The organism is Bacillus sp. CGMCC 1.16607 (assembly GCF_042683745.1).
GTDB lineage: Bacteria > Bacillota > Bacilli > Bacillales > Cytobacillaceae > Pseudoneobacillus.
The window spans coordinates 139,319-158,289 of sequence record NZ_JBHUJX010000018.1 but is presented as its reverse complement, the minus strand read 5'-3'; the positions used below and the strand labels follow the sequence as shown (position 1 = coordinate 158,289).

At 36.8% G+C, this 18,971-nt stretch carries 24 protein-coding genes and 1 pseudogene; 17 read left to right on the top strand and 8 right to left on the bottom strand.

What is annotated here, in order from left to right:
- The first annotated feature begins 36 nt into the window (after nt 1–36).
- Together ACFSO7_RS11015 and ACFSO7_RS11010 are read left to right on the top strand one after the other, a co-directional pair.
- Complete coding sequence (locus ACFSO7_RS11015; RefSeq protein WP_377877346.1) at nt 37–474, top strand: DUF86 domain-containing protein; 438 nt, start codon at nt 37–39, stop codon at nt 472–474.
- 329 nt (nt 475–803) lie between these two features.
- Nucleotides 804–1,568, top strand: a complete 765-nt coding sequence (locus tag ACFSO7_RS11010) for a TIGR01457 family HAD-type hydrolase (protein ID WP_377877345.1) — start codon at nt 804–806, stop codon at nt 1,566–1,568.
- A 39-nt stretch (nt 1,569–1,607) separates the two neighbouring features.
- Here ACFSO7_RS11010 and ACFSO7_RS11005 read toward each other — a convergent pair whose 3' ends face one another.
- Nucleotides 1,608–2,108 (bottom strand): phosphatidylglycerophosphatase A family protein, encoded by a 501-nt coding sequence (locus ACFSO7_RS11005; protein WP_377877344.1) that lies wholly within the window; start codon nt 2,106–2,108, stop codon nt 1,608–1,610.
- Between the two features lie 518 nt (nt 2,109–2,626).
- On the opposite strand from ACFSO7_RS11005, the gene yutH reads away from it, so the two are divergent.
- From yutH to thrB, 3 genes are all read left to right on the top strand, one after another.
- On the top strand, nt 2,627–3,634 hold the full coding sequence (gene yutH, locus ACFSO7_RS11000) for a spore coat putative kinase YutH (protein WP_377877343.1): 1,008 nt from the start codon (nt 2,627–2,629) through the stop codon (nt 3,632–3,634).
- A gap of 53 nt (nt 3,635–3,687) precedes the next feature.
- Nucleotides 3,688–4,674, top strand: coding sequence for a 2-hydroxyacid dehydrogenase (locus ACFSO7_RS10995; RefSeq protein WP_377877342.1), 987 nt, complete (start codon nt 3,688–3,690; stop codon nt 4,672–4,674).
- A gap of 75 nt (nt 4,675–4,749) precedes the next feature.
- Nucleotides 4,750–5,658 carry a homoserine kinase gene (gene thrB / locus ACFSO7_RS10990; protein WP_377877341.1) on the top strand — a complete coding sequence of 303 codons (909 nt, stop codon included), beginning with the start codon at nt 4,750–4,752 and terminating at the stop codon, nt 5,656–5,658.
- Between the two features lie 23 nt (nt 5,659–5,681).
- Here thrB and ACFSO7_RS10985 read toward each other — a convergent pair.
- Nucleotides 5,682–5,973: pseudogene (locus tag ACFSO7_RS10985) on the bottom strand (NifU family protein).
- 87 nt (nt 5,974–6,060) lie between these two features.
- Here ACFSO7_RS10985 and ACFSO7_RS10980 point away from each other — a divergent pair.
- Entirely contained in the window at nt 6,061–6,390 is a 330-nt protein-coding gene (locus ACFSO7_RS10980) for a YuzD family protein (protein ID WP_377877340.1), read from the top strand.
- Nucleotides 6,391–6,425: 35 nt separating this feature from the next.
- Here the strand turns inward: ACFSO7_RS10980 and ACFSO7_RS10975 are convergent, their stop codons facing one another.
- Nucleotides 6,426–7,490, bottom strand: coding sequence for an NAD(P)/FAD-dependent oxidoreductase (locus ACFSO7_RS10975; protein WP_377877339.1), 1,065 nt, complete (start codon nt 7,488–7,490; stop codon nt 6,426–6,428).
- Between the two features lie 358 nt (nt 7,491–7,848).
- On the opposite strand from ACFSO7_RS10975, the gene ACFSO7_RS10970 reads away from it, so the two are divergent.
- A complete protein-coding gene (locus tag ACFSO7_RS10970) occupies nt 7,849–8,088 on the top strand; it encodes a YuzB family protein (RefSeq protein WP_377877338.1) in 240 nt (79 codons plus the stop codon).
- 66 nt (nt 8,089–8,154) lie between these two features.
- On the opposite strand, the gene ACFSO7_RS10965 is transcribed toward ACFSO7_RS10970, so the two are convergent.
- Nucleotides 8,155–8,844 (bottom strand): DUF2225 domain-containing protein, encoded by a 690-nt coding sequence (locus tag ACFSO7_RS10965; RefSeq protein WP_377877337.1) that lies wholly within the window; start codon nt 8,842–8,844, stop codon nt 8,155–8,157.
- A gap of 219 nt (nt 8,845–9,063) precedes the next feature.
- Here ACFSO7_RS10965 and ACFSO7_RS10960 point away from each other — a divergent pair, with 219 nt between their 5' ends.
- Nucleotides 9,064–9,426 (top strand): HesB/IscA family protein, encoded by a 363-nt coding sequence (locus tag ACFSO7_RS10960; RefSeq protein ID WP_377877336.1) that lies wholly within the window; start codon nt 9,064–9,066, stop codon nt 9,424–9,426.
- A gap of 193 nt (nt 9,427–9,619) precedes the next feature.
- A complete protein-coding gene (locus ACFSO7_RS10955) occupies nt 9,620–9,826 on the top strand; it encodes a hypothetical protein (protein ID WP_377877335.1) in 207 nt (68 codons plus the stop codon).
- Nucleotides 9,827–9,890: 64 nt separating this feature from the next.
- Here ACFSO7_RS10955 and ACFSO7_RS10950 read toward each other — a convergent pair whose 3' ends face one another.
- Nucleotides 9,891–10,883: an NAD(P)/FAD-dependent oxidoreductase gene (locus tag ACFSO7_RS10950; RefSeq protein WP_377877334.1), complete on the bottom strand. Its 993-nt coding sequence runs from the start codon at nt 10,881–10,883 to the stop codon at nt 9,891–9,893.
- 388 nt (nt 10,884–11,271) lie between these two features.
- Here ACFSO7_RS10950 and ACFSO7_RS10945 point away from each other — a divergent pair, with 388 nt between their 5' ends.
- The 8 genes from ACFSO7_RS10945 (at nt 11,272) to ACFSO7_RS10910 (ending at nt 17,847) form a co-directional block, all read left to right on the top strand.
- Nucleotides 11,272–12,495, top strand: coding sequence for an NAD(P)/FAD-dependent oxidoreductase (locus tag ACFSO7_RS10945; protein WP_377877333.1), 1,224 nt, complete (start codon nt 11,272–11,274; stop codon nt 12,493–12,495).
- A 244-nt stretch (nt 12,496–12,739) separates the two neighbouring features.
- Nucleotides 12,740–13,228, top strand: coding sequence for an NUDIX domain-containing protein (locus ACFSO7_RS10940; protein ID WP_377877332.1), 489 nt, complete (start codon nt 12,740–12,742; stop codon nt 13,226–13,228).
- A 161-nt stretch (nt 13,229–13,389) separates the two neighbouring features.
- Nucleotides 13,390–13,518 carry a YuiA family protein gene (locus ACFSO7_RS10935; RefSeq protein WP_377877331.1) on the top strand — a complete coding sequence of 43 codons (129 nt, stop codon included), beginning with the start codon at nt 13,390–13,392 and terminating at the stop codon, nt 13,516–13,518.
- A 132-nt stretch (nt 13,519–13,650) separates the two neighbouring features.
- The gene (locus ACFSO7_RS10930; RefSeq protein WP_377877330.1) at nt 13,651–13,968 is read left to right on the top strand and encodes a YuiB family protein; all 318 of its coding nucleotides are present in this window, start codon (nt 13,651–13,653) and stop codon (nt 13,966–13,968) included.
- A 148-nt stretch (nt 13,969–14,116) separates the two neighbouring features.
- Nucleotides 14,117–14,830 (top strand): 3D domain-containing protein, encoded by a 714-nt coding sequence (locus ACFSO7_RS10925; protein WP_377877329.1) that lies wholly within the window; start codon nt 14,117–14,119, stop codon nt 14,828–14,830.
- 138 nt (nt 14,831–14,968) lie between these two features.
- A complete protein-coding gene (locus ACFSO7_RS10920) occupies nt 14,969–16,471 on the top strand; it encodes a leucyl aminopeptidase (protein WP_377877328.1) in 1,503 nt (500 codons plus the stop codon).
- 330 nt (nt 16,472–16,801) lie between these two features.
- Nucleotides 16,802–17,428, top strand: coding sequence for a DedA family protein (locus ACFSO7_RS10915; protein WP_377877326.1), 627 nt, complete (start codon nt 16,802–16,804; stop codon nt 17,426–17,428).
- Nucleotides 17,429–17,460: 32 nt separating this feature from the next.
- On the top strand, nt 17,461–17,847 hold the full coding sequence (locus tag ACFSO7_RS10910; RefSeq protein WP_377877325.1) for a hotdog fold thioesterase: 387 nt from the start codon (nt 17,461–17,463) through the stop codon (nt 17,845–17,847).
- Nucleotides 17,848–17,872: 25 nt separating this feature from the next.
- Here the strand turns inward: ACFSO7_RS10910 and mnhG are convergent, their stop codons facing one another.
- The 3 genes from mnhG to ACFSO7_RS10895 are packed head-to-tail and all read right to left on the bottom strand — an operon-like array spanning nt 17,873 to nt 18,970.
- Nucleotides 17,873–18,226, bottom strand: coding sequence for a monovalent cation/H(+) antiporter subunit G (mnhG, locus tag ACFSO7_RS10905; protein WP_377877324.1), 354 nt, complete (start codon nt 18,224–18,226; stop codon nt 17,873–17,875).
- The gene (locus ACFSO7_RS10900) at nt 18,210–18,446 is read right to left on the bottom strand and encodes a Na(+)/H(+) antiporter subunit F1 (RefSeq protein WP_377877631.1); all 237 of its coding nucleotides are present in this window, start codon (nt 18,444–18,446) and stop codon (nt 18,210–18,212) included. The genes mnhG and ACFSO7_RS10900 overlap by 17 nt, the downstream gene beginning before the upstream one ends.
- Nucleotides 18,447–18,493: 47 nt before the next feature.
- The gene (locus tag ACFSO7_RS10895; protein ID WP_377877323.1) at nt 18,494–18,970 is read right to left on the bottom strand and encodes a Na+/H+ antiporter subunit E; all 477 of its coding nucleotides are present in this window, start codon (nt 18,968–18,970) and stop codon (nt 18,494–18,496) included.
- Nucleotide 18,971: the final 1 nt, after the last annotated feature.

Genomic DNA, 18,971 nt, shown 5'->3' with positions numbered 1-18,971 from the left:
TGTTAAGACAACATAAGACTCCCCGAGGTGAATGAAATGTATTTCGTAGACCAACTAAAAATAGAGCATACATTACAATATTTAGAAAACCAACTTGATTTATTTCAATCTCTAAAAGAATGGAAGACACCACTTGAGAAAGCAGCATTAGAACGCATTACACACATGATCATCGAATCAATATTAGATGTAGGTAATGCGATGATTGATGGATTTATTATGCGTGATCCTGGAAGCTACGAAGACATTGTGGATATATTAATGGATGAAAAAGTTGTTACTAATGAAATGGGAATTAGCTTAAAAGCAATTATTTCATTACGAAAAATGCTTGTACAAAATTATACGGAAATCTCTCACGATGAGGTCATGACTGCTTTCAATCAACATATGGTTACTTTAAGGAGCTTCTCTCCAAAGGTAAAAGAATATTTAAAAAATGAATTGGGTCCTGTTTCCGCTTTTAAAAATTAGTAAAGGTCGTGAACACGGCCTTTTTGTTTGTTAAGGAAACTATAGAATACTCGGATGTGGTAACTTATTAACTTGTATAGTCCACGTCAGCGCAAGCGTCCTAGCCCCGACGTACAGGAAGTACTAGTGTCGACAATGCGACAGGACGTCGCGCCTTTGTCGACCTCGAGGTCAAATGGCGCCCCAAAGAGGAGGTTAAAGAGCAAACCTCCTCTTTGGGACGGCATTTGCTTGTCGTGGATGATCAAGGAGCCCTGCGCTTTTGTTATTTTGCTAACTTTTTTATTACAATGATGATGGCGGTTCAGGAAATAAAAGGAGTGATTATCTTGAAAAAGTATAAAGGGTACTTAATTGATCTAGATGGGACGATGTATAAAGGAACTGAAAAAATTGCCGAAGCTATTGATTTTGTAAAAAAATTATACGTAAAAGGCATACCATATTTATTTGTTACAAATAATTCATCTAAAACCCCATGGCAAGTAGCGGCAAAACTACAGGAATTTGATATCCCTGCAACAGAAGAGCTTGTTTTTACTACTAGTCAAGCAACAGCTAATTATATATATGCACAAAAAAAGAATGCTTCAGTTTATGTAATTGGTGAAGAAGGGATTCAAACTGCACTGGAAGAAAAGGGTTTCCTATTTGCAAAGGAAGACGCTGATTATGTAGTGACAGGAATCGACCGTGAAATTAATTATGAAAAATTAGCCATCGCTTGCTTAGCCGTTAGAAATGGAGCAAAGTTTATTTCTACGAATGGTGATATTGCTATTCCTACAGAACGTGGATTATTGCCGGGGAATGGTTCCTTAACATCTGTAGTATCGGTATCAACGCAAGTGAGGCCTATTTTTATTGGAAAGCCAGAATCCATCATTATGGAGCAAGCTCTAAAAGTAATAGGCACAAGTAAAGAAGATACATTAATGGTTGGAGACAATTATGACACCGATATTTTAGCAGGAATCCATGCAGGATTAGATACATTATTAGTTCATACAGGAGTAACAACGAAGGAATTACTAACAAAGTACGAACAACAGCCGACATATGTTGTAGATTCGTTAAGTCAATGGGAAATTTAGGAAGGAAAGGCTAGCCCCCAATGAGCTAGCCTTTCCTTCCTATTCCGTATCAGCTGCCCTATGCGCAAGTCGACTGGAAGCCGCCGCTGCAATAGCACCAACGATATCATCTAAAAATGTATGACATTCGCCCGTCGTTTTATCATTTAATTTTTGTAAAATTCCTGGCTTAAGCTTGTCAATATAACCGTAATTCGTAAAGCCAATTGAGCCATAAACATTGACTATTGAAAATGCTAAAATTTCATCAACCCCGTATAACCCCTCATCGACGCTTATGATTGATTGAAGTGGTTCTTCGAGTAAACCTTTTTCGGCAAGAATGTCTAGTTGAATTCCTGTTAGGATCGCATTTTGAACTTCTCTTTTAGTCAAAACGCGTTCGACATTATAAATACAATCTTCCATTGCTAATTGGGGGTGATATTTTTCTTGGAGGAAATAAACTAAATCAGCAATATCTTGAATCGTTACCCCTCTTTCCAAGATCATTCTACGAGCAGTATTTTCAGAAAAATCATGTTTATTGGCATCAGTCATATAGTTCACCTTTTCTTTAGATTTTCTTTGCTAATAAGTTTATAAAATATCAAGATGTGAATTACTCATAAGAAGTTTTTCGCAATCCAGCGCAAGCGTCCTAGCCCCGACGTACAGGATGTACTAGTGTCGATAATGCGACAGGACGTCGCGTTTTTGTCGACCTCGAGGTCAAATGTTCGCCACCCAAAAAGTCAAAGAACGATTTTCTGGGTGGCGAAGCATTTGCTTGGCAAACCAAAGAACGGTTTGCATAAGTGCCACTAGGTCTCTGTCTTCGCTTCACTCGCCAATCGACCAGTCTTCTTTATCGGGGCTAAACAAGGCGCTTCCGCATTTTCATAAATATATACCCTATTGCAATAAAATATGCCGTGGTCTAGAAAAAGGAACAAAAATGCCCATTCTCTTCTTTCATCATTTCCTGCATTTAAAGACTTATACTTTTTTTGCTTAGTGATTGATGTAAAAACATGTTAGACACACATATATATGTAAGGAGGGAAGGGAGTGTCTGTATGTTTTCAAAATGGATTGATGAAACGTATGGGATCAGACCAGATAGACAGATCCGATTAGGTAGCTATGAAGGATTAATAAGCAATGATGTGGTATATTTACTAGCCCCTTTAGGAGAAAGTCCAGAATATCTTATAGAATTAAAAGGGTTGGCCGATCATCTCATACAAAGAGGCGACCGTCATGTTTTAAGTATAACACAAACAAAATCAGGAGAACTTTTTGGAACGAAAGAAGGAAAGGCACATTGCTTATTATCCTGCCGTTTAGGAGAGAAACAAAACGATGTAAAGCAAGTGGGGAGAAAATTAGCCAAATTCCATTTAAGAGGCTTATCCATCCCTTTTAAGGTTGAACGTACAAGTCGTATTGGGCAATGGAAGCAATTATGGGAAAAAAGAATGGATCAAATGGAAACAGTTTGGCAAACAAAAATTTATCAAACCCCAGAAAATGAATTTGAAAAAATGTTTATCGAGTCTTATCCATACTACATGGGACTTGCGGAAAATGCGATTCAATATTTAGTCGATGCGGAAATGGATGAAACACCTGGTCAAATGGATCACGGAACTGTATGTCATGAACGTTTTTCGAATCAAAGTTGGGGCAAGGAATATGTGTTAAAAAATCCTCTCGATTGGGTATTTGATCATCGAAGCAGAGATTTAGCGGAGTGGACGAGAGAAGTCTATTTTGAAAGTAAACAAACTCATCATCAACCAATTAGAAAATTCTTTAAGGACTACCAATCACTCGCCCCGTTATCGGCATTTGGATGGCGTCTACTTTTTGCCCGACTCTTATTTCCACTTCATTTTGTTGAATGCGTAGAAGGATATTATATGACCCAATCTGAGCAAGATAGAAATTCTTTGGAAGAAAAGTTTCAAAAGCATCTTCAGAGCACTAGCGATTATGAAAGGTTCATTGGAGAGTTCTATTCCTTAGCGGAAGTGCCATTGAGAAAACTAAAAATCCCACAGTTAGATTGGCTTGAGGTATAAGTTGATAAATGTGATAAAATTGGTAGTAGAAATGATTGTGGAAGGGGATTAAGATGAAGCCTTATATTTTCATAACAAGAAAACTACCAGAAGATGTGTTAAACGTTTTGCAAGACCACTATGAAATAAGTATGTGGGACAAAGAGGATATTCCCGTTCCAAGAGATGTATTATTAAAAGAGACAAGTCAGGCAGATGCATTACTTACGATGCTTTCTGACTCCATCGATCAGGAAGTTCTTTCTTTAGGCAAGAAACTAAAGGTGGTAGCTAATTTAGCAGTTGGCTATGATAATATTGATCTTCAAGCGGCAAATGAGAAAGGGATTGCTGTTTGCAACACACCTGATGTATTGACCGACACAACCGCAGATTTAACCTTTGCCTTGCTGTTAGCAACAGCGAGAAGAATCGTTGAAGCGGCTGAATATATTAAAAACGATCAATGGAAAAGCTGGAGTCCGCTTTTATTAGCGGGACATGATGTTCATCATAAAACAATCGGGATTGTTGGAATGGGGAAAATCGGAGAAGCCGTTGCGAAAAGAGCAACAGGGTTTGACATGGATATTCTTTATTATAATCGTACTCGTAAACTAGAAGCGGAAGAAAAACTTGGAGTTCAATATACTCCCTTCCTTGATTTAGTGAAAAAGTCGGATTATGTCGTATGTTTAACACCACTTACGACTGAAACCAAAAATTTATTTACGAGGGAAATTTTTCAAAAAATGAAGCCATCAGCCATCTTCGTGAATGCTGCCCGAGGTCCTGTTGTGGATGAAGAAGCGCTTTATCAAGCACTTGCCGAAGGAGAGATTGCTGGTGCGGGACTAGATGTATTTGAAACAGAGCCGATTCGATCCACACATCCTTTACTTTCATTATCTAATGTAGTCGCTATCCCTCATATTGGTAGCTCTAGTGTAGAAACAAGAATCACGATGATGAAACTTTGTATTAGTAATATCACAGCCGTGTTGGAAGGAAATAGCCCGAAAACATTAGTAAATAAAGAGTGGCAATGTATCAGTAAATAAATCACAAAAGGGATTATCTTATTCCATGGTAATCCCTATATTTGTTTTTCTAATATATTCGTGGAGTGGCAAGTGATGTATAATTCATTTTCAATTAAAGTTCCGGGGAGCTCAGCAAATCTTGGTCCAGGCTTTGATTCTGTTGGTATAGCTCTAGGATTATATTTAACTTTAGAAGTTGAGCTTTCTGATAGATGGAGGATCACTACTACCTCACCTGAATTGCAACAGCTTTCTAAGGCTGAATCACATTTTATTTTTAACGTCGCAAAAATCGTTAGTAGAAAATATGGCATTAAGATCCCTCCGTGTTCCATAAAAATGAATACTTCGATTCCCCTAGCAAGAGGGTTAGGTTCTAGCGCCGCTGCCATTGTGGCTGGAATTGAACTTGCGGATCAATTAGGACATTTGCAGCTTACTCAGCAAGAAAAACTACAAATTGCTACCGAAATAGAAGGACATCCTGATAATGTTGGAGCATCGCTTTATGGTGGGCTAGTCATAGGAAGCTATTTCAAAAATGAAGTGCATCTTCTTTCATTTTCAGAACTAGATTTTGAAGTGGTTGGCTGCATTCCTAACAGTACTTTGTTAACTAGTGAGTCTAGAAAGGTTTTACCAAGTGGTCTAGGTTACAAGGAAGCTGTTGCAGCTTCTTCAGTGGCCAATTTATTAATTGCTTCGTTACTGAGTCAAAATTGGATAATTGCAGGAAAGATGATGGAAAATGACTTATTTCACCAACCATACCGTAAAGATCTTATCCCATTTTACGATCAGTTTGAAAAGGTAGCTAAAAAAAATGGTGCGTTCGGTGTAGCATTGAGCGGGGCTGGACCAACATTGTTAGCATTTATTGAAAAAGGACAAGCTATACGACTTAAACAATCACTTACCGAAAGTTTCCCACAATCAAACATACAACTGCTGCCAATTGATAGAAAGGGAAGCCAAGTGTATAAAAAAAACGCGATTCTATAAAAGAGTCGCGTTTTATCATTAACTTAAAATACTTGTTCTACCTCAACGACACCTGGAACTTCCTCTAATAATGCTCTTTCAATTCCAGCTTTTAGAGTGATAGTTGAACTTGGGCAGCTTCCGCAAGCGCCTAGTAAACGAAGTTTAACAATACCATCTTCTACATCTACTAGTTCACAATCTCCTCCGTCACGAAGAAGGAATGGACGCAATTTATCTAATACTTCTTGAACTTCTGCTTTAATATCTTGACCTGACATTGTAATCGACTCCTTTCATACTGTTATTATAATCATTATCGCTTGAAAAATCTATTACGGAATCTGGAAAGACGAAATCAAATAAATAGGTTTTTTATGTGATCGTGTTGTAAAATAAAAGAAAAAGAAAAGGGTGCGGAAAATGGAGAAAAAATCGATTGAAATTGTGGTTTATGGTGCAGAAGTACTTTGTCCAAGCTGCGTAAATCTTCCATCTTCAAAAGAAACATTTGAATGGCTTGAAGCAGCCATTGCAAGGAAATATGTGGATCAACCGTTTACTATATCTTATGTGGATATTTTCAATCCGCCAAGTGATGAAGAGAAAAAAGAGTTTGCAGGTCGTGTCATAGAAGAGGATATGTTTTACCCAGTGGTTTTATTGGAAGGTAAAGTGGTTGGGGAAGGAAATCCAAAGCTAAAAACGATTTATGCTGAAATGGAAAAATACGGTTATTCGGCTGCAGAATAAAGGGAGCTGACCTAATGGTCAACTCCCTTTTACTGTCACCCTTTATGATACTTATACATCCATAATATTCCAGACTTAATAAGTCTAGCCACTCGCCCAGTAATGGCACGATCGGCAACTAAACCGAATCCATGTTTTTTTCCTAGTGAACCGAGGATTCCTTTTAATTTAATTGGTGGGAAGGTTTCAGGTGGTTCTTCACCATTCCAACGTTTTACTAAAACTTGGACCACTTGTTCAGCCTGCCCTTCTGCCAGTTGTGCACTAGGGGCATGAGGTAAACTAGCACAATCACCAATGACAAATACATTTTCATCATTTGGAAGATGATGTCTGTTAGTTAAAATGACTCGTCCTTGCTTGTCTTTTTCAACTTCTAAATCTTGGACAACTTTGTTTGGTTGAATACCTGCTGTCCAAACGACAATATTACAAGGAATCGGTGTATCGTTGTTGAATAATTGATTAGATTCTACTCGTGTAATATTAGCATTATTGATAATTTCAACATTATGTGAATCAAACCATTTTTGTACATATTCACTTAGCTTTTGAGGGAAAGCAGAAAGAATGTACTCGCCACGGTCAAATAATAAAATTTTTAAATCGGGGCGGCTTTCATTTAATTCACTCGCAAGTTCCACACCACTTAGTCCAGCTCCTACAATTCCAACTGTTGAACCAGGTGCTAAGTTATTCAATGCTTGGTATGTTTCTCTCGATTTTTCAATCGTTTGGATGCTATAAGTAAATTCATTTGCACCAGGGACATCGTGATACTTATCTTCACATCCAAGCCCGATAATTAATTCATCGTATAGTTGATCTTCATTTTTTAATTTTACCGTTTTGTTTTTTAAGTCGATTCCAGTTACTTCCCCATACTTCACTTCTAACCTAGGATGTTCAGGGAAGGCAACTCGAATATGTTGGTCAGATATCGTGCCAGCTGCTAAAGCGTAATATTCCGTTTTTAAACAGTGGTAAGGAACCCGATCAATTAATGTAAGGGAGACATCAGCTGGTAAATGATTAGGTAATAGCTCGTTTAATACCCTCATACCACCATATCCGCCACCAAGAATGACAAGTTTTTTCATATTGCTTATCTCCTTTTTCTCTCAGGAAGCTGCAACTTAGTTTCCGAACAAATTGTAAATAAACAATTTTGAGAATCGTAATATTTATTATTTTAGCCATAAAAAGTATAACTAATATGTGACAAAATCACAACAGTTTCAAAAAATGATTGACAAATAACAAAAAAAGCGAAGTACTGTCGCATTGTTGACATGAGTACATCCTGTACGTTGGGGCTAGGATGCTTACTCTGGACGTGAACTTTCAATTAAATAAGTTATCGATTTTCGAGAATTTTATAGATTAGTTAATAATTAATAAAGTTTGACCATTTTTAGAAAAAAAGGTAGGATTAACACTGTATAAGAGGTGAAATGAATGATAAAACCTATCATTGAGTTTTGTATTAGCAATCTTGCTAGCGGTGCACAAAGAGCAAGGGAACAACTAGAGCGAGATCCTGATCTAGATGTGATCGAATACGGGTGTTTAGGCTATTGTGGAAAATGCGCATCAACATTATACGCGCTTGTGAATGGTGAGGTTGTAACTGGCGAAACTCCAGATGAGCTAGTTGAAAATATTTATCAATATTTAGATGAAAACCCAATGTTTTAGTATATTTTAAGCTGGATTGATCGGATTATACTCGCACAATCCAGCTTTTTTTTGCATTCAGACGCTCTATGCATGTTTTTTGGTTTCACGAATTTCTTGCCAACGATCTTTTGCCATTTCTATAATGCGAGGTTCAACAGATATTTTCTGGCGCTCAATGACTTTTGAGAAATATTTTACAGCTTGATTATAGTCGCTCGTCCGAATCGAAAGCTCTGCAATTAAATATAATAGTTTAACTTCTGAAACTTGTGTACCCCTAAAGTCATCTTCAGAATAAGATAGAATATATTCCTGTAAAGATAACTTCATGAATCGTTGCTCTTGTTCTTCGTTTTTCAAACTACGATATAACCACGCAACTCGAAGATACATTCCTGCTAGAACAATATGTTTTTCCATTTTAATTGTCGCTGTGTATATGGCTAATTTGTAACAATTGATTGCATCAATCAAAGTTCGAACCCCGCCGTAATCAAGGGAATTCCAATTGTTTGAAATTTTTTCTTTTATCATTTCTAATGTATTAGGTCGGAAGTAACGATTTGTATCTTCAGAAAAAGAGAATCCGCAATTCGGACAGACATTAATATGGTAAAATATTGGATTGCTTTCTTCTGAATGGTAGCTTGGAAAGAAATCAGTATCATATTCGAGTACTTTAATAAAGCGTGACCGGACTTTTTTAGTAGAAAAGTTCTTACTACAGGCCATGCATTCATAGGTTTTATCATAAAGAGGAGAGATTTGAGTCATATTATCACCTTCCTTATAGGACTTTAATATGATAAGTAGATAAAAATAGGTAAATATACACTTATATATATTAATGATTATACAACAATACAAGTAAAAAAGTACTATAAAGGCAAAGGAAATTGCTAAAATTTACTTTTAAAGAATGAAATCAGTTTAGTTGAGTATTGTGAAGGTGATGTTTATACTTAAAATAAAACTAAGGTTGGAGGGGTAGAAATGACGGAAATTGTTCAAATTACTGAAGCGGCGGCATTACAAATTAAAGACATGATGAAACAAAATGAAGAAGAAGGTGCTTTTCTACGTGTAGCTATCCAAGGTGGAGGTTGTAGTGGCTTATCTTATGGAATGGGCTTTGACCATGAGAAGGGTGACAAAGATATCCAATTTGAAGCTTATGGAATTAACGTACTCGTTGATGAAGAAAGCGCACCTGTCCTAAAAGGAACGAAGATTGATTATAAACAATCGATGATGGGCGGTGGATTCACCATCGACAATCCGAATGCGATTGCTTCCTGTGGGTGTGGTTCTTCGTTCAGAACAGCTGCGAATGCGGGGACGCCGGAAGAGTGTTAATATGAAAAAATTACCTTCTCTAGTAATATGAGGAGGTTTTTTACTGTTTCTATTAGATATCTGAAATCTATTTTTATAAAATTTAATTATTTAGCACATTTTATCTAAATATAGGCTTGTGCCTCTACAGCATGTACAGCGTCCACGTAGGATAGTATGTATCGTTCATATTATTCGAAAAGGAGTGAAAATAATGAGTTGTAGAAGGGACAGAGATCGAGATAGAGTTGCAGGTGCTACCGACAGAAACAGAGACCGAAACCGTGATGTTAAATTCAGAGGAACAATTAACGGAGACGATTTTTGCCGTGCCGTTCGCCGCTGCAGAGACAATGACCGAGTTGCTGGTGCAGAAGACAACAATCGTAGCCACAGACACAGAAGAGGATGCTGGTTTTAGGTAATAACCAAATTTCTTTTACGCACTAAAGCGGTGGGGGTCTGACCCCCACCGCTTTAAAGCTTTAAAACATTGATGAACTGTGAAGTGGTTGGGTTTTTGCTTTTGGATCGATGTATGTTTTAGCGTTATTGACGGCGGTTGGCGCTTCGCCGAATCCACATGCTATTAGTTTTACTTTTCCTTCGTACGTGCAAATATCTCCAGCAGCATAAATTCCCGGGATGTTTGTCTCCATTTTAGAATTTACTGAAATGGAGTTCTTTTCAATTTCTAATCCCCATTTTTTTATAGGACCTAGTGAAGAGACAAAACCATAGTTTACAATAACAGCATCAACATTAAGGACTACTTTTGTTTCACCATCAACACCTTCAAGAACAACTTGCTGAATGCCATTATCATTTCCAACAAATTTAGCAGGTACAAATGGAGTTTTAATTTCTACTTTTGAATTATGTAGGTTTTCAACACTGTGCTCATGAGCACGGAATTTATCGCGACGGTGTACGATTGTTACTTTTTCAGCAATTGGTTCAAGCATTAACGCCCAATCGACCGCAGAGTCACCGCCACCAAACACAACAACCTTTTTACCAGCAAATTGATTTAAATCGTCAATAAAGTAGTGAAGGTTTTTATTTTCATAATTTGTAGCATTTTCAAGCTCAATTCGACGAGGTTGGAAAGCACCATTACCAGCAGTAATAATAACTGTCTTTGATAAATGTACTTCTTTATCAGTTGTAAGCTTAAAGATGCCATCTTCTTGCTTTTCTAATATGTCAACAGACTGTTCAAGAACGATTGTAGGTTCAAATTTTGCCATTTGTTCTTTTAAATTATTTACAAGCTCTTGGGCTCTTACCTTTGGAAATCCTGCAACATCATATATAAATTTTTCAGGATATAGTGCTGCTAATTGTCCCCCTAATTGTGGTAAGCTCTCGATTATCTTAACGGATGCCTGTCTCATTCCACCATAAAATGCAGTAAATAGTCCAGTAGGGCCACCACCAATAATCGTAATATCATAGATTTTTTGGTTCTCTTTCATCCGAATCCCCCCGAGAATGATGTGAAATAGCATTCCACTCATATAATAGCACAAATTTTCAAATAACTCACTTTATGAAGATAAAGTCAATTTTGAATAGAATAAACAAACACTATGAATATAATGAATATATGAAGGAAAAAGGATTTTAAGTCAATTTTTGAAAATTCACAGTTTTATAACACTATCTAATAGGCTTGAAAAAGCCTTGGAAAAAGAATAATATGGGTGATAGGAATAATTGTTAAGATTCTGTGACAATTTAAGGACTTTTTTGTGACTAGCTTAGTGAAGGGAATCACAAACTTTTTCTCTTAATTAAAAATAAAAACCTTTAAAGCAGTGGATGATAAGAAAAAGACCTGAAAAAATAATAAAAAAGGTGGAAGTGATCACTTTGAGAAAGCCAAGAATCGTGATTTTAGGTGCCGGCTACGGTGGACTAATGACAACAACTCGTTTACAAAAAATGATTGGTGTTAATGAGGCGGATATTACCCTCGTAAACAAACATGATTATCACTATGAAACCACTTGGTTACACGAAGCATCTGCAGGAACAATGCATCATGACCGCGTACGTTATGATATTCGTGATGTCATTGATCGCAGTAAAGTTAACTTTATTCAAGATTCCGTTGTTGAAATAAAAACGGAAGAAAAACTAGTTGTATTAGAAAATAGTGAAATTTCCTACGATTATTTAGTTGTTGCCCTTGGTGGAGAGCCTGAAACATTTGGTATTAAAGGACTAAAGGAATATGCTTTTTCCATTGTAAACGTTAATGCTGCTCGTCAAATTCGTGAGCATATCGAATATCAATTTGCAAATTATAATAATACAGAAAACAATGACGAAGGTTTAACGATTGTCGTTGGTGGTGCTGGATTCACTGGCATCGAGTTCCTTGGTGAATTAACGAATCGTATTCCTGAACTATGCCATGAATATGATTTAGATTTCCATAAAGTACGTTTAATATGTGTAGAGGCATCGCCAATGGTTCTTCCTGGATTTGACCCAGAATTAGTGAACTATGCCGTTTCTCAATTAGAAAGAAAAGGCGTCGAGTTTAAGCTTGGAACAGCGATTAAGGAAGCTACTCCGGACGGTATTCTAGTTGCTAAAGGTGAAGAAGAAGTGCAAGAAATTAAAGCAAGCACAGTCATTTGGGCTGCAGGTGTCCGTGGGAACTCTATTATCGAAAAATCAGGCATTGAAGCAATGCGCGGACGTGTAAAAGTTCAACCAGATTTAAGAGCACCTGGCCACGATAATATTTTTGTCATCGGTGATAGCTCTTTAATCATTAACGAAGAAATAAATCGTCCATACCCACCAACAGCCCAAATTGCTATGCAGCAAGGTGAAGTATGTGCCCGAAATATTACAGCACTTGTTCGTGATAAGCAGGAGCTTGAATCGTTTAAACCAGATATTAAAGGGACTGTATGTTCATTAGGAGAAGACGATGCTATTGCCGTTGTTTATGGTAAAAAATTATTCGGCTCAAAAGCATCCTTCATGAAGAAAATGGTCGATAACCGTGCACTATTAATGATAGGTGGACCATCACTCGTAATGAAAAAAGGTAAATTTAAACTACTTTAATTAGAAAAACTGAATCGACAGCGTCGATTCAGTTTTTTTAGTTTATTATGAAAAAAAGCTCTAAATGATCGATAACGAAGAAAAGAGAAAAAACGGTCAATAAGTAAGGCTCTTAACGACCGAAAGTCGAGAAAAAATCGGTCGCTAAGAAGGACTTTTAACGACCGTAAACGAAGAAAAAGTAATGAAACGGTAAATGAGAACAAGCTTTTAATTACTGAACATTGAGAAAGGAGAACGACGGATGACAAAAAATAAACGTGGAAATGTATGGTTAGGTGTATCCGGATTGGTTGTCAACGAATCGGGTGAATGGCTAGTTGTGAAAAAAAGGTATGGGGGTCTTGAAGGGAAATGGTCATTACCAGCTGGCTTTGTTGAGCAAAATGAAACGGCAGATGAAGCGGCTTTACGTGAAGTAAAGGAAGAAACGGGAATCGATTGTATCAATAAAGGATTGATTGGTTTAAGGACTGGGGTAATTAAAGAGGAAATAAGTGATAATATGCTTTTATTTTTACTTGAGCCTATTGGAACAATGGAGGTACAGGCTGAAGAAAAAGAATTATACGAAGCAAAATATGTTCTTCCAGACAAATTGCTACAGGATGAAGATGTTTCCGTATTATTACGATATTTAATTGATGTGAAAATGGAGAGTGTAAAGCAAGTTATAAATGGGATAAATCCCGGCGATCAATTTGGTTATAGTGCCTACAAATTATTTTTATAATTTTCTGATATTTTAAGGAACAAGAAGAAATTTTGAGATAATTGTACTTGTATGCGTTTTCAATCACCTTTTTTCATCGAAAATGATGCTTTTCTTTTTTTGGATTCCTTGATATATTATCAGAAAATTCAGGTTATATAACTTCAAGGGGGCTGACAGAAATGAAAAGTCAAACATTAGATAAGAAAGCTTGTACGTATTGTTCTGGAAAAGGATATTTTCAATTATTGTTAGGAGGGTCTGAAACTTGTTGTTGCTGCGAAGGATCCGGAAAGAAAAAAGAAGAATAACCTATTGATCAAACTGCCTTGCTAATGTAAAGGGCAGTTTTTTTATTGATTCCCTGAATTTACTCATATTGTTGATTGACTCCTTATTCTACATTCAGTACACTTAGTGTGTGTTAAGGGGGGACAAAGACGATGCCAATATGGGTTGTTATTATTTCGATGCTTTTATTTTTCGTGCTTTTTTTCGGAATAGGCTTTTTATTAAATATGCTGTTAAGAATGTCTTGGATTATGACGATTATTTATCCATTAATTACAGTGTTTATCGTTGATAAGGTTAGATTTATCGAGTATTTCACGAACAGCAAGCATGCTTTTTCTGAATTAGGCGATAAAATTATGTCTTTAGCAACAGCAGATCTGCTAATTTTGAGTAGCGGGCTTGCTGGTGCGATTGTTGCAGGGATTACGATTAAGTTTTTACGGAAAAGTGGATACCAAATGTTTTAAAAAACTTTCACCCCTGGTGGAGGTTTTTTTCTATTTTTGGCACAGATTCATGGCATTTCCATGTTCTAATTTTTAATTAATAACCTCCTAAATGAATAATTCCACATCCGTTGGGAAATGAATACATTTGGGAGGAATGAAATATTAGATGAAAAAAGTAAATAATTTGACAAGACGAATAAGTATGTCCGTATTATTTGTATTTGCGTTATTCACTACATTTCAAGCGATTACTGGTGTTGAGGCTAGATCAATTATTTCTGCTGCCTATTCCGGATATATTAAGGATCATGATGTAAATGGCTCAATTTTTTCACATAAATTTCAAACGTTAGGATTAGCGCTAAAAAAAATAAAAATGATTGGCAAAACTAAATTGCAGCTAGCGTCTTCAGAAGCAATGGTAGGTCCGGCGCAAAGGCTAGAGGATGCCTTTAACTGGGCACAATATCCAACCAAAACGGTTGTAGCCACTGGTTATACAGCTGGCTATGAATCCACAGGTAAACACCCAGACCATCCAAGTTATGGAATAACTTATTCTGGTGTAAAAGTTAAAAGGGATTTGTATTCGACGATTGCTGCCGATTTAACAGTTTTCCCAATTGGAACCATCCTTTTCATTCCTGGTTATGGCTACGGTGTTGTAGCCGATAAAGGTGGAGCGATAAAAGGGAATAAATTAGACTTGTTTTATGAATCAGTTGCAGATGTTTATAATAAGTGGGGAAAGAGAACGGTTGATGTATTTATTGTAGAGCTAGGCGATGGTCACTTAACAGAAGAAGAACTAGTGAATTTAAATGAAAATAAATCGATGCAAGTATTCCGACAGCAATATAATTTTACGGAGAAAGAATAATACATTGCGAGGGGCCAAATATGGTGCCCTCTTTTCATGTTGATTAGATAAGTTATTTCTTTTCGATGATTAGAAACTCGAAATAATCTAAAAATTTCGCTATAATAAGATAGAGTAATCTTAGAAGGGGTGTTATGAATGTTTACAGTTCAAGTAGATTGGAATTTTACAACTGAGCAAGAAAGTTTGATTATTGGCCTATTTGATAAACCGGCAAAGTTTGATGGTTTGTTAGCTGAACTTGATCAATTATTAGATGGCCATTTAACTCAATTAGTGAAAAGTGGAGATATTTCAGCGAAGAAAAAGGCTATATCTAAAGTACATACATTTGGAAAAATTGGAGCAAAAAGATTATTTTTCGTCGGGCTTGGTAAGGAATCAGAGCTTAACTTTGACTCGTTGAAAGAATCATTCGGTAAAGCATTTAAAGCGGTTCAAACGAATAAATTACAAGAAGTATCCGTATTACTTGAATCCTTTAAAACAGAAAATCTTGATGAAAATGACGTGGCACATGCTCTTAGTGAAGCCTTCGGATTAGCAACCTATCAATTTAAGGGCTATAAGCAGAAATCAAATGAGCCTGAGAAAAAGGTTGAACATATTCATGTATTAGGTGGCGTTGACCAAGAGGCTATCGAAGCTTCCTTAACAGTTGGTTATACATATGGGAAAGCAACGAATAATGCACGTGAGCTAGTTAATTTACCTGGTAATATGTTAACGGCAACTGATTTAGCTAATTATGCTAAAACGCTTGGTGAGAAGTACGACTTTGAAGTAGAAATTTTAGAAAAAGAAGAAATGGAGAAGCTTGGTATGGGTGCGTTGCTTGCCGTTAACCAAGGATCTGTTGAACCTCCGAAAATGATTGTATTAAAATACCAAGGTAAAGAAACATGGGAAGATGTTATTGCATTAGTTGGAAAAGGAATCACCTTCGATACGGGTGGATATTCTCTTAAACCGAAAGATGGAATTGTAGGGATGAAATCTGATATGGGCGGAGCGGCGGCTGTTCTAGGTGCAATGGAAATCATCGGTGAATTAAAGCCTGAGCAAAACGTAGTCATGGTCATTCCTTCAACTGACAATATGGTAAGTGGGGACGCATTTAAACCAGATGATGTCATTACTGCTATGAATGGAAAGACGATTGAAGTGTTAAATACAGATGCAGAAGGTCGTTTAGCATTAGCTGACGCAGTTACTTACGCAAAACAACATGGAGCAAATTATATTGTCGATGTGGCGACTCTAACAGGTGGAGTTATTGTCGCTCTTGGAATGGATACGACAGGTGCGTTAACGAATAACGAAGAGCTGTTTGAACAAGTATTAGAGTCAGCAGTAGAAGCTGGGGAACAAATGTGGCGCTTACCAATCTTTGAAAAGGATAAAGAGCGCGTTAGAGGCAGTAAAATTGCTGATTTAAATAATTCTCCAGGTAGAGATGGTCATGCGATCATGGGAGCGGCATTTATCGGTGAATTTGCTGAAGATACACCATGGGTTCACCTTGATATCGCTGGAACGGCAACAACAAGAAGTGAGCATGATCTTGGACCAGCAGGTGCTACTGGAGTAATGACAAGAACATTAGCTCTATTCGTCGAAAGATTCGAGCCAATAAAATAAAAACAACTGAGAAGCCAGTTTTCAATTGCCCTATGCACTTGGAAACTGGCTTTTTACCACTTTAAAGTAATGGGGGACTGTCCCCCGTTGCTTTAAAGTGGTAAAGAGTTTGCCTTTTTCTCTAAACGGATGCATTATTTTTGTTCTTTCAAAATAGAATCACTATACGATGAAAGATTGAAGAGATTATCAAACGGTAATTCTGGAGTGTTATTAATTGTAAAAATTAGGTACACCGATTATATTATTAGAATAAGGTGATATGATTATATTCTATAACTTGAGAATGATAGTTTAGTGTATTGGGCGCTTTTAGAGGAGGGCCTGTTTATGGAATTAGAAACTCTGTTGCAGTTTATTGAATCTCACGGATACATAGGTTTATTCCTTTGGGTTTGGCTTGGAATATTTGGGCTTCCAATCCCGAATGAAATCCTAAGTATGACGGTAGGAATGGCAACATCACAAGAGGTGCTTAACCCGCTGATCACCTTTTTCGTCTTTTATGCGGGAATTGTTGCAGCCTTAACGACCTGTTACTTATTAGGGAAATACATCGGTCGACCGCTCATAGGTTTTTTTGAAAAGCGAAAGAGATACGCCCACTTGATAGATAAATCCTTCAGATTAATTGAGAAGCATCATGCTTTTTCTTTATCGATTAGCTATTTCATTCCTGGAGTCCGTAATTTTGTACCGTTTTTATACGGTTTTAGTAAACTACCTTTTCGTTCATTTGCCATCTTCTCTTATAGTGCGGCCTTTATTTGGTTATGTATTACATTTATACTTGGCTACTTATTTGGAGACCACATAGATGTTATTATTCATTATGGGAAGGAATTCCTTATAGTCATCGCTGTGGCTTTTATCCTATTTATTTTAATCAAAATGATTAGGAGAAGACGACGAAAAAAAATTGAAATGATAAAGATAGTGGATTCAAACAAATTATAAATTATTTATTTAATTAAAGGGGAATAGTAAAGATGGAATTGAAATCTACAATGATCGAAGCTCTTGGGATTGAAATTACTACTTTAGAAAAAGGAAAAGTGATTGCTACGATGCCTGTTGATGAGCGAACTAGGCAGCCGTTTGGACTTCTACATGGCGGTGCTTCTGTAGCATTAGCTGAAACGGTTGCAAGTGTTGGCGCTTATGAACTTGTTGATAAAGAAACTGAAGGGGTAGCAGGCCTTGAAATTAATGCAAACCATGTTCGCGGGAAACGTGAGGGAATCGTCACGGCAATTGCAACGGTATTACATCAAGGTAAAACGACGATGGTCTGGGATATTAAGATCGTTGATGAGGAAGAACGATTAATTTGTGTGTCTAGATGCACGATGGCTGTGTTAAAATTGAAGAAATAATAAAAGAGGAGCAGAAGCTCCTCTTTTATTTATTTTCGTTCTCCTTTATTTTCTTCAAATCATCCTGAACACTTTTGTGCCATAACGGAACTCCACTATTGTAAGCGGCACGACTAATGAGATGTCCCGCGACAGGGGAGGTTAAAAATATAAAGGCAATTCCAAGTATGAGTCTCGAATTAAAATGACCCTCTTCAATATAAAAATATAAAAATGTTCCAATTAAAATCGACATTACCCCTAATGTAGCTGCTTTGGAAGCCGCGTGGTTCCTCGTATACACATCTGGAAGACGAATGAGACCGAAGGCAGTAACAAGGCTTAAAAAAGCACCAATAAGAATTAAAGCGGCAATGATTACTCTAACGATTTCTATCACGTTCGATGATTTCTCCCTTCTCAAGATACTTGGAAAATGCCACGGTGCCAATAAAAGCTAATATACCTATTAATAAAATGATTTCAAGAAAGGCATGTGTTTTTAATAGAATAGATACTAGAGCAATGATGGCAATAAGATTAATTCCAATTGCATCTAAAGCGACCACTCGATCGGGAATGGTTGGCCCCTTAATCACACGGTAAATGAGGCCTAGCATCGATAGGGAAATCAACAATAATGAAAGGTGAATGACTGTATCAAGCACTATCGGCTCACCTCCATAATCGCTTTTTCAAAGCTATTTTTGATACTCTCTATGGCTTCTGTGGCATCTCCAATATCCATAGCATGAATATAAAGTATTTTATTATCAGGGGAGACATCGACCACAAAAGTACCCGGTGTTAACGTAATTAAGTTTGCTAGCACCGTAATTTCCCAATCCTGTGATAACACCGTTTCGAAGGCGAATATACCCGGACGAATATCAAGCTTTGGTTTTAAAATAACCTTCAAAACAGATATATTTGATAAAATCAGCTCTCTTATAAAAATGAAGAATAATCGAACCACTGCATTGACACGGTAAAGATAAAATCGAGATTGGAAAAACCTTCGAAACAAATAAATAATGACTAAACCGAAGAAAAAGCCTTTTAAAAAAGTGACAGAATCATATGAAACATTTAAAAACATCCACACCCACGCAAGAAATACATTCAATAGTATTTGAAAGGCCATC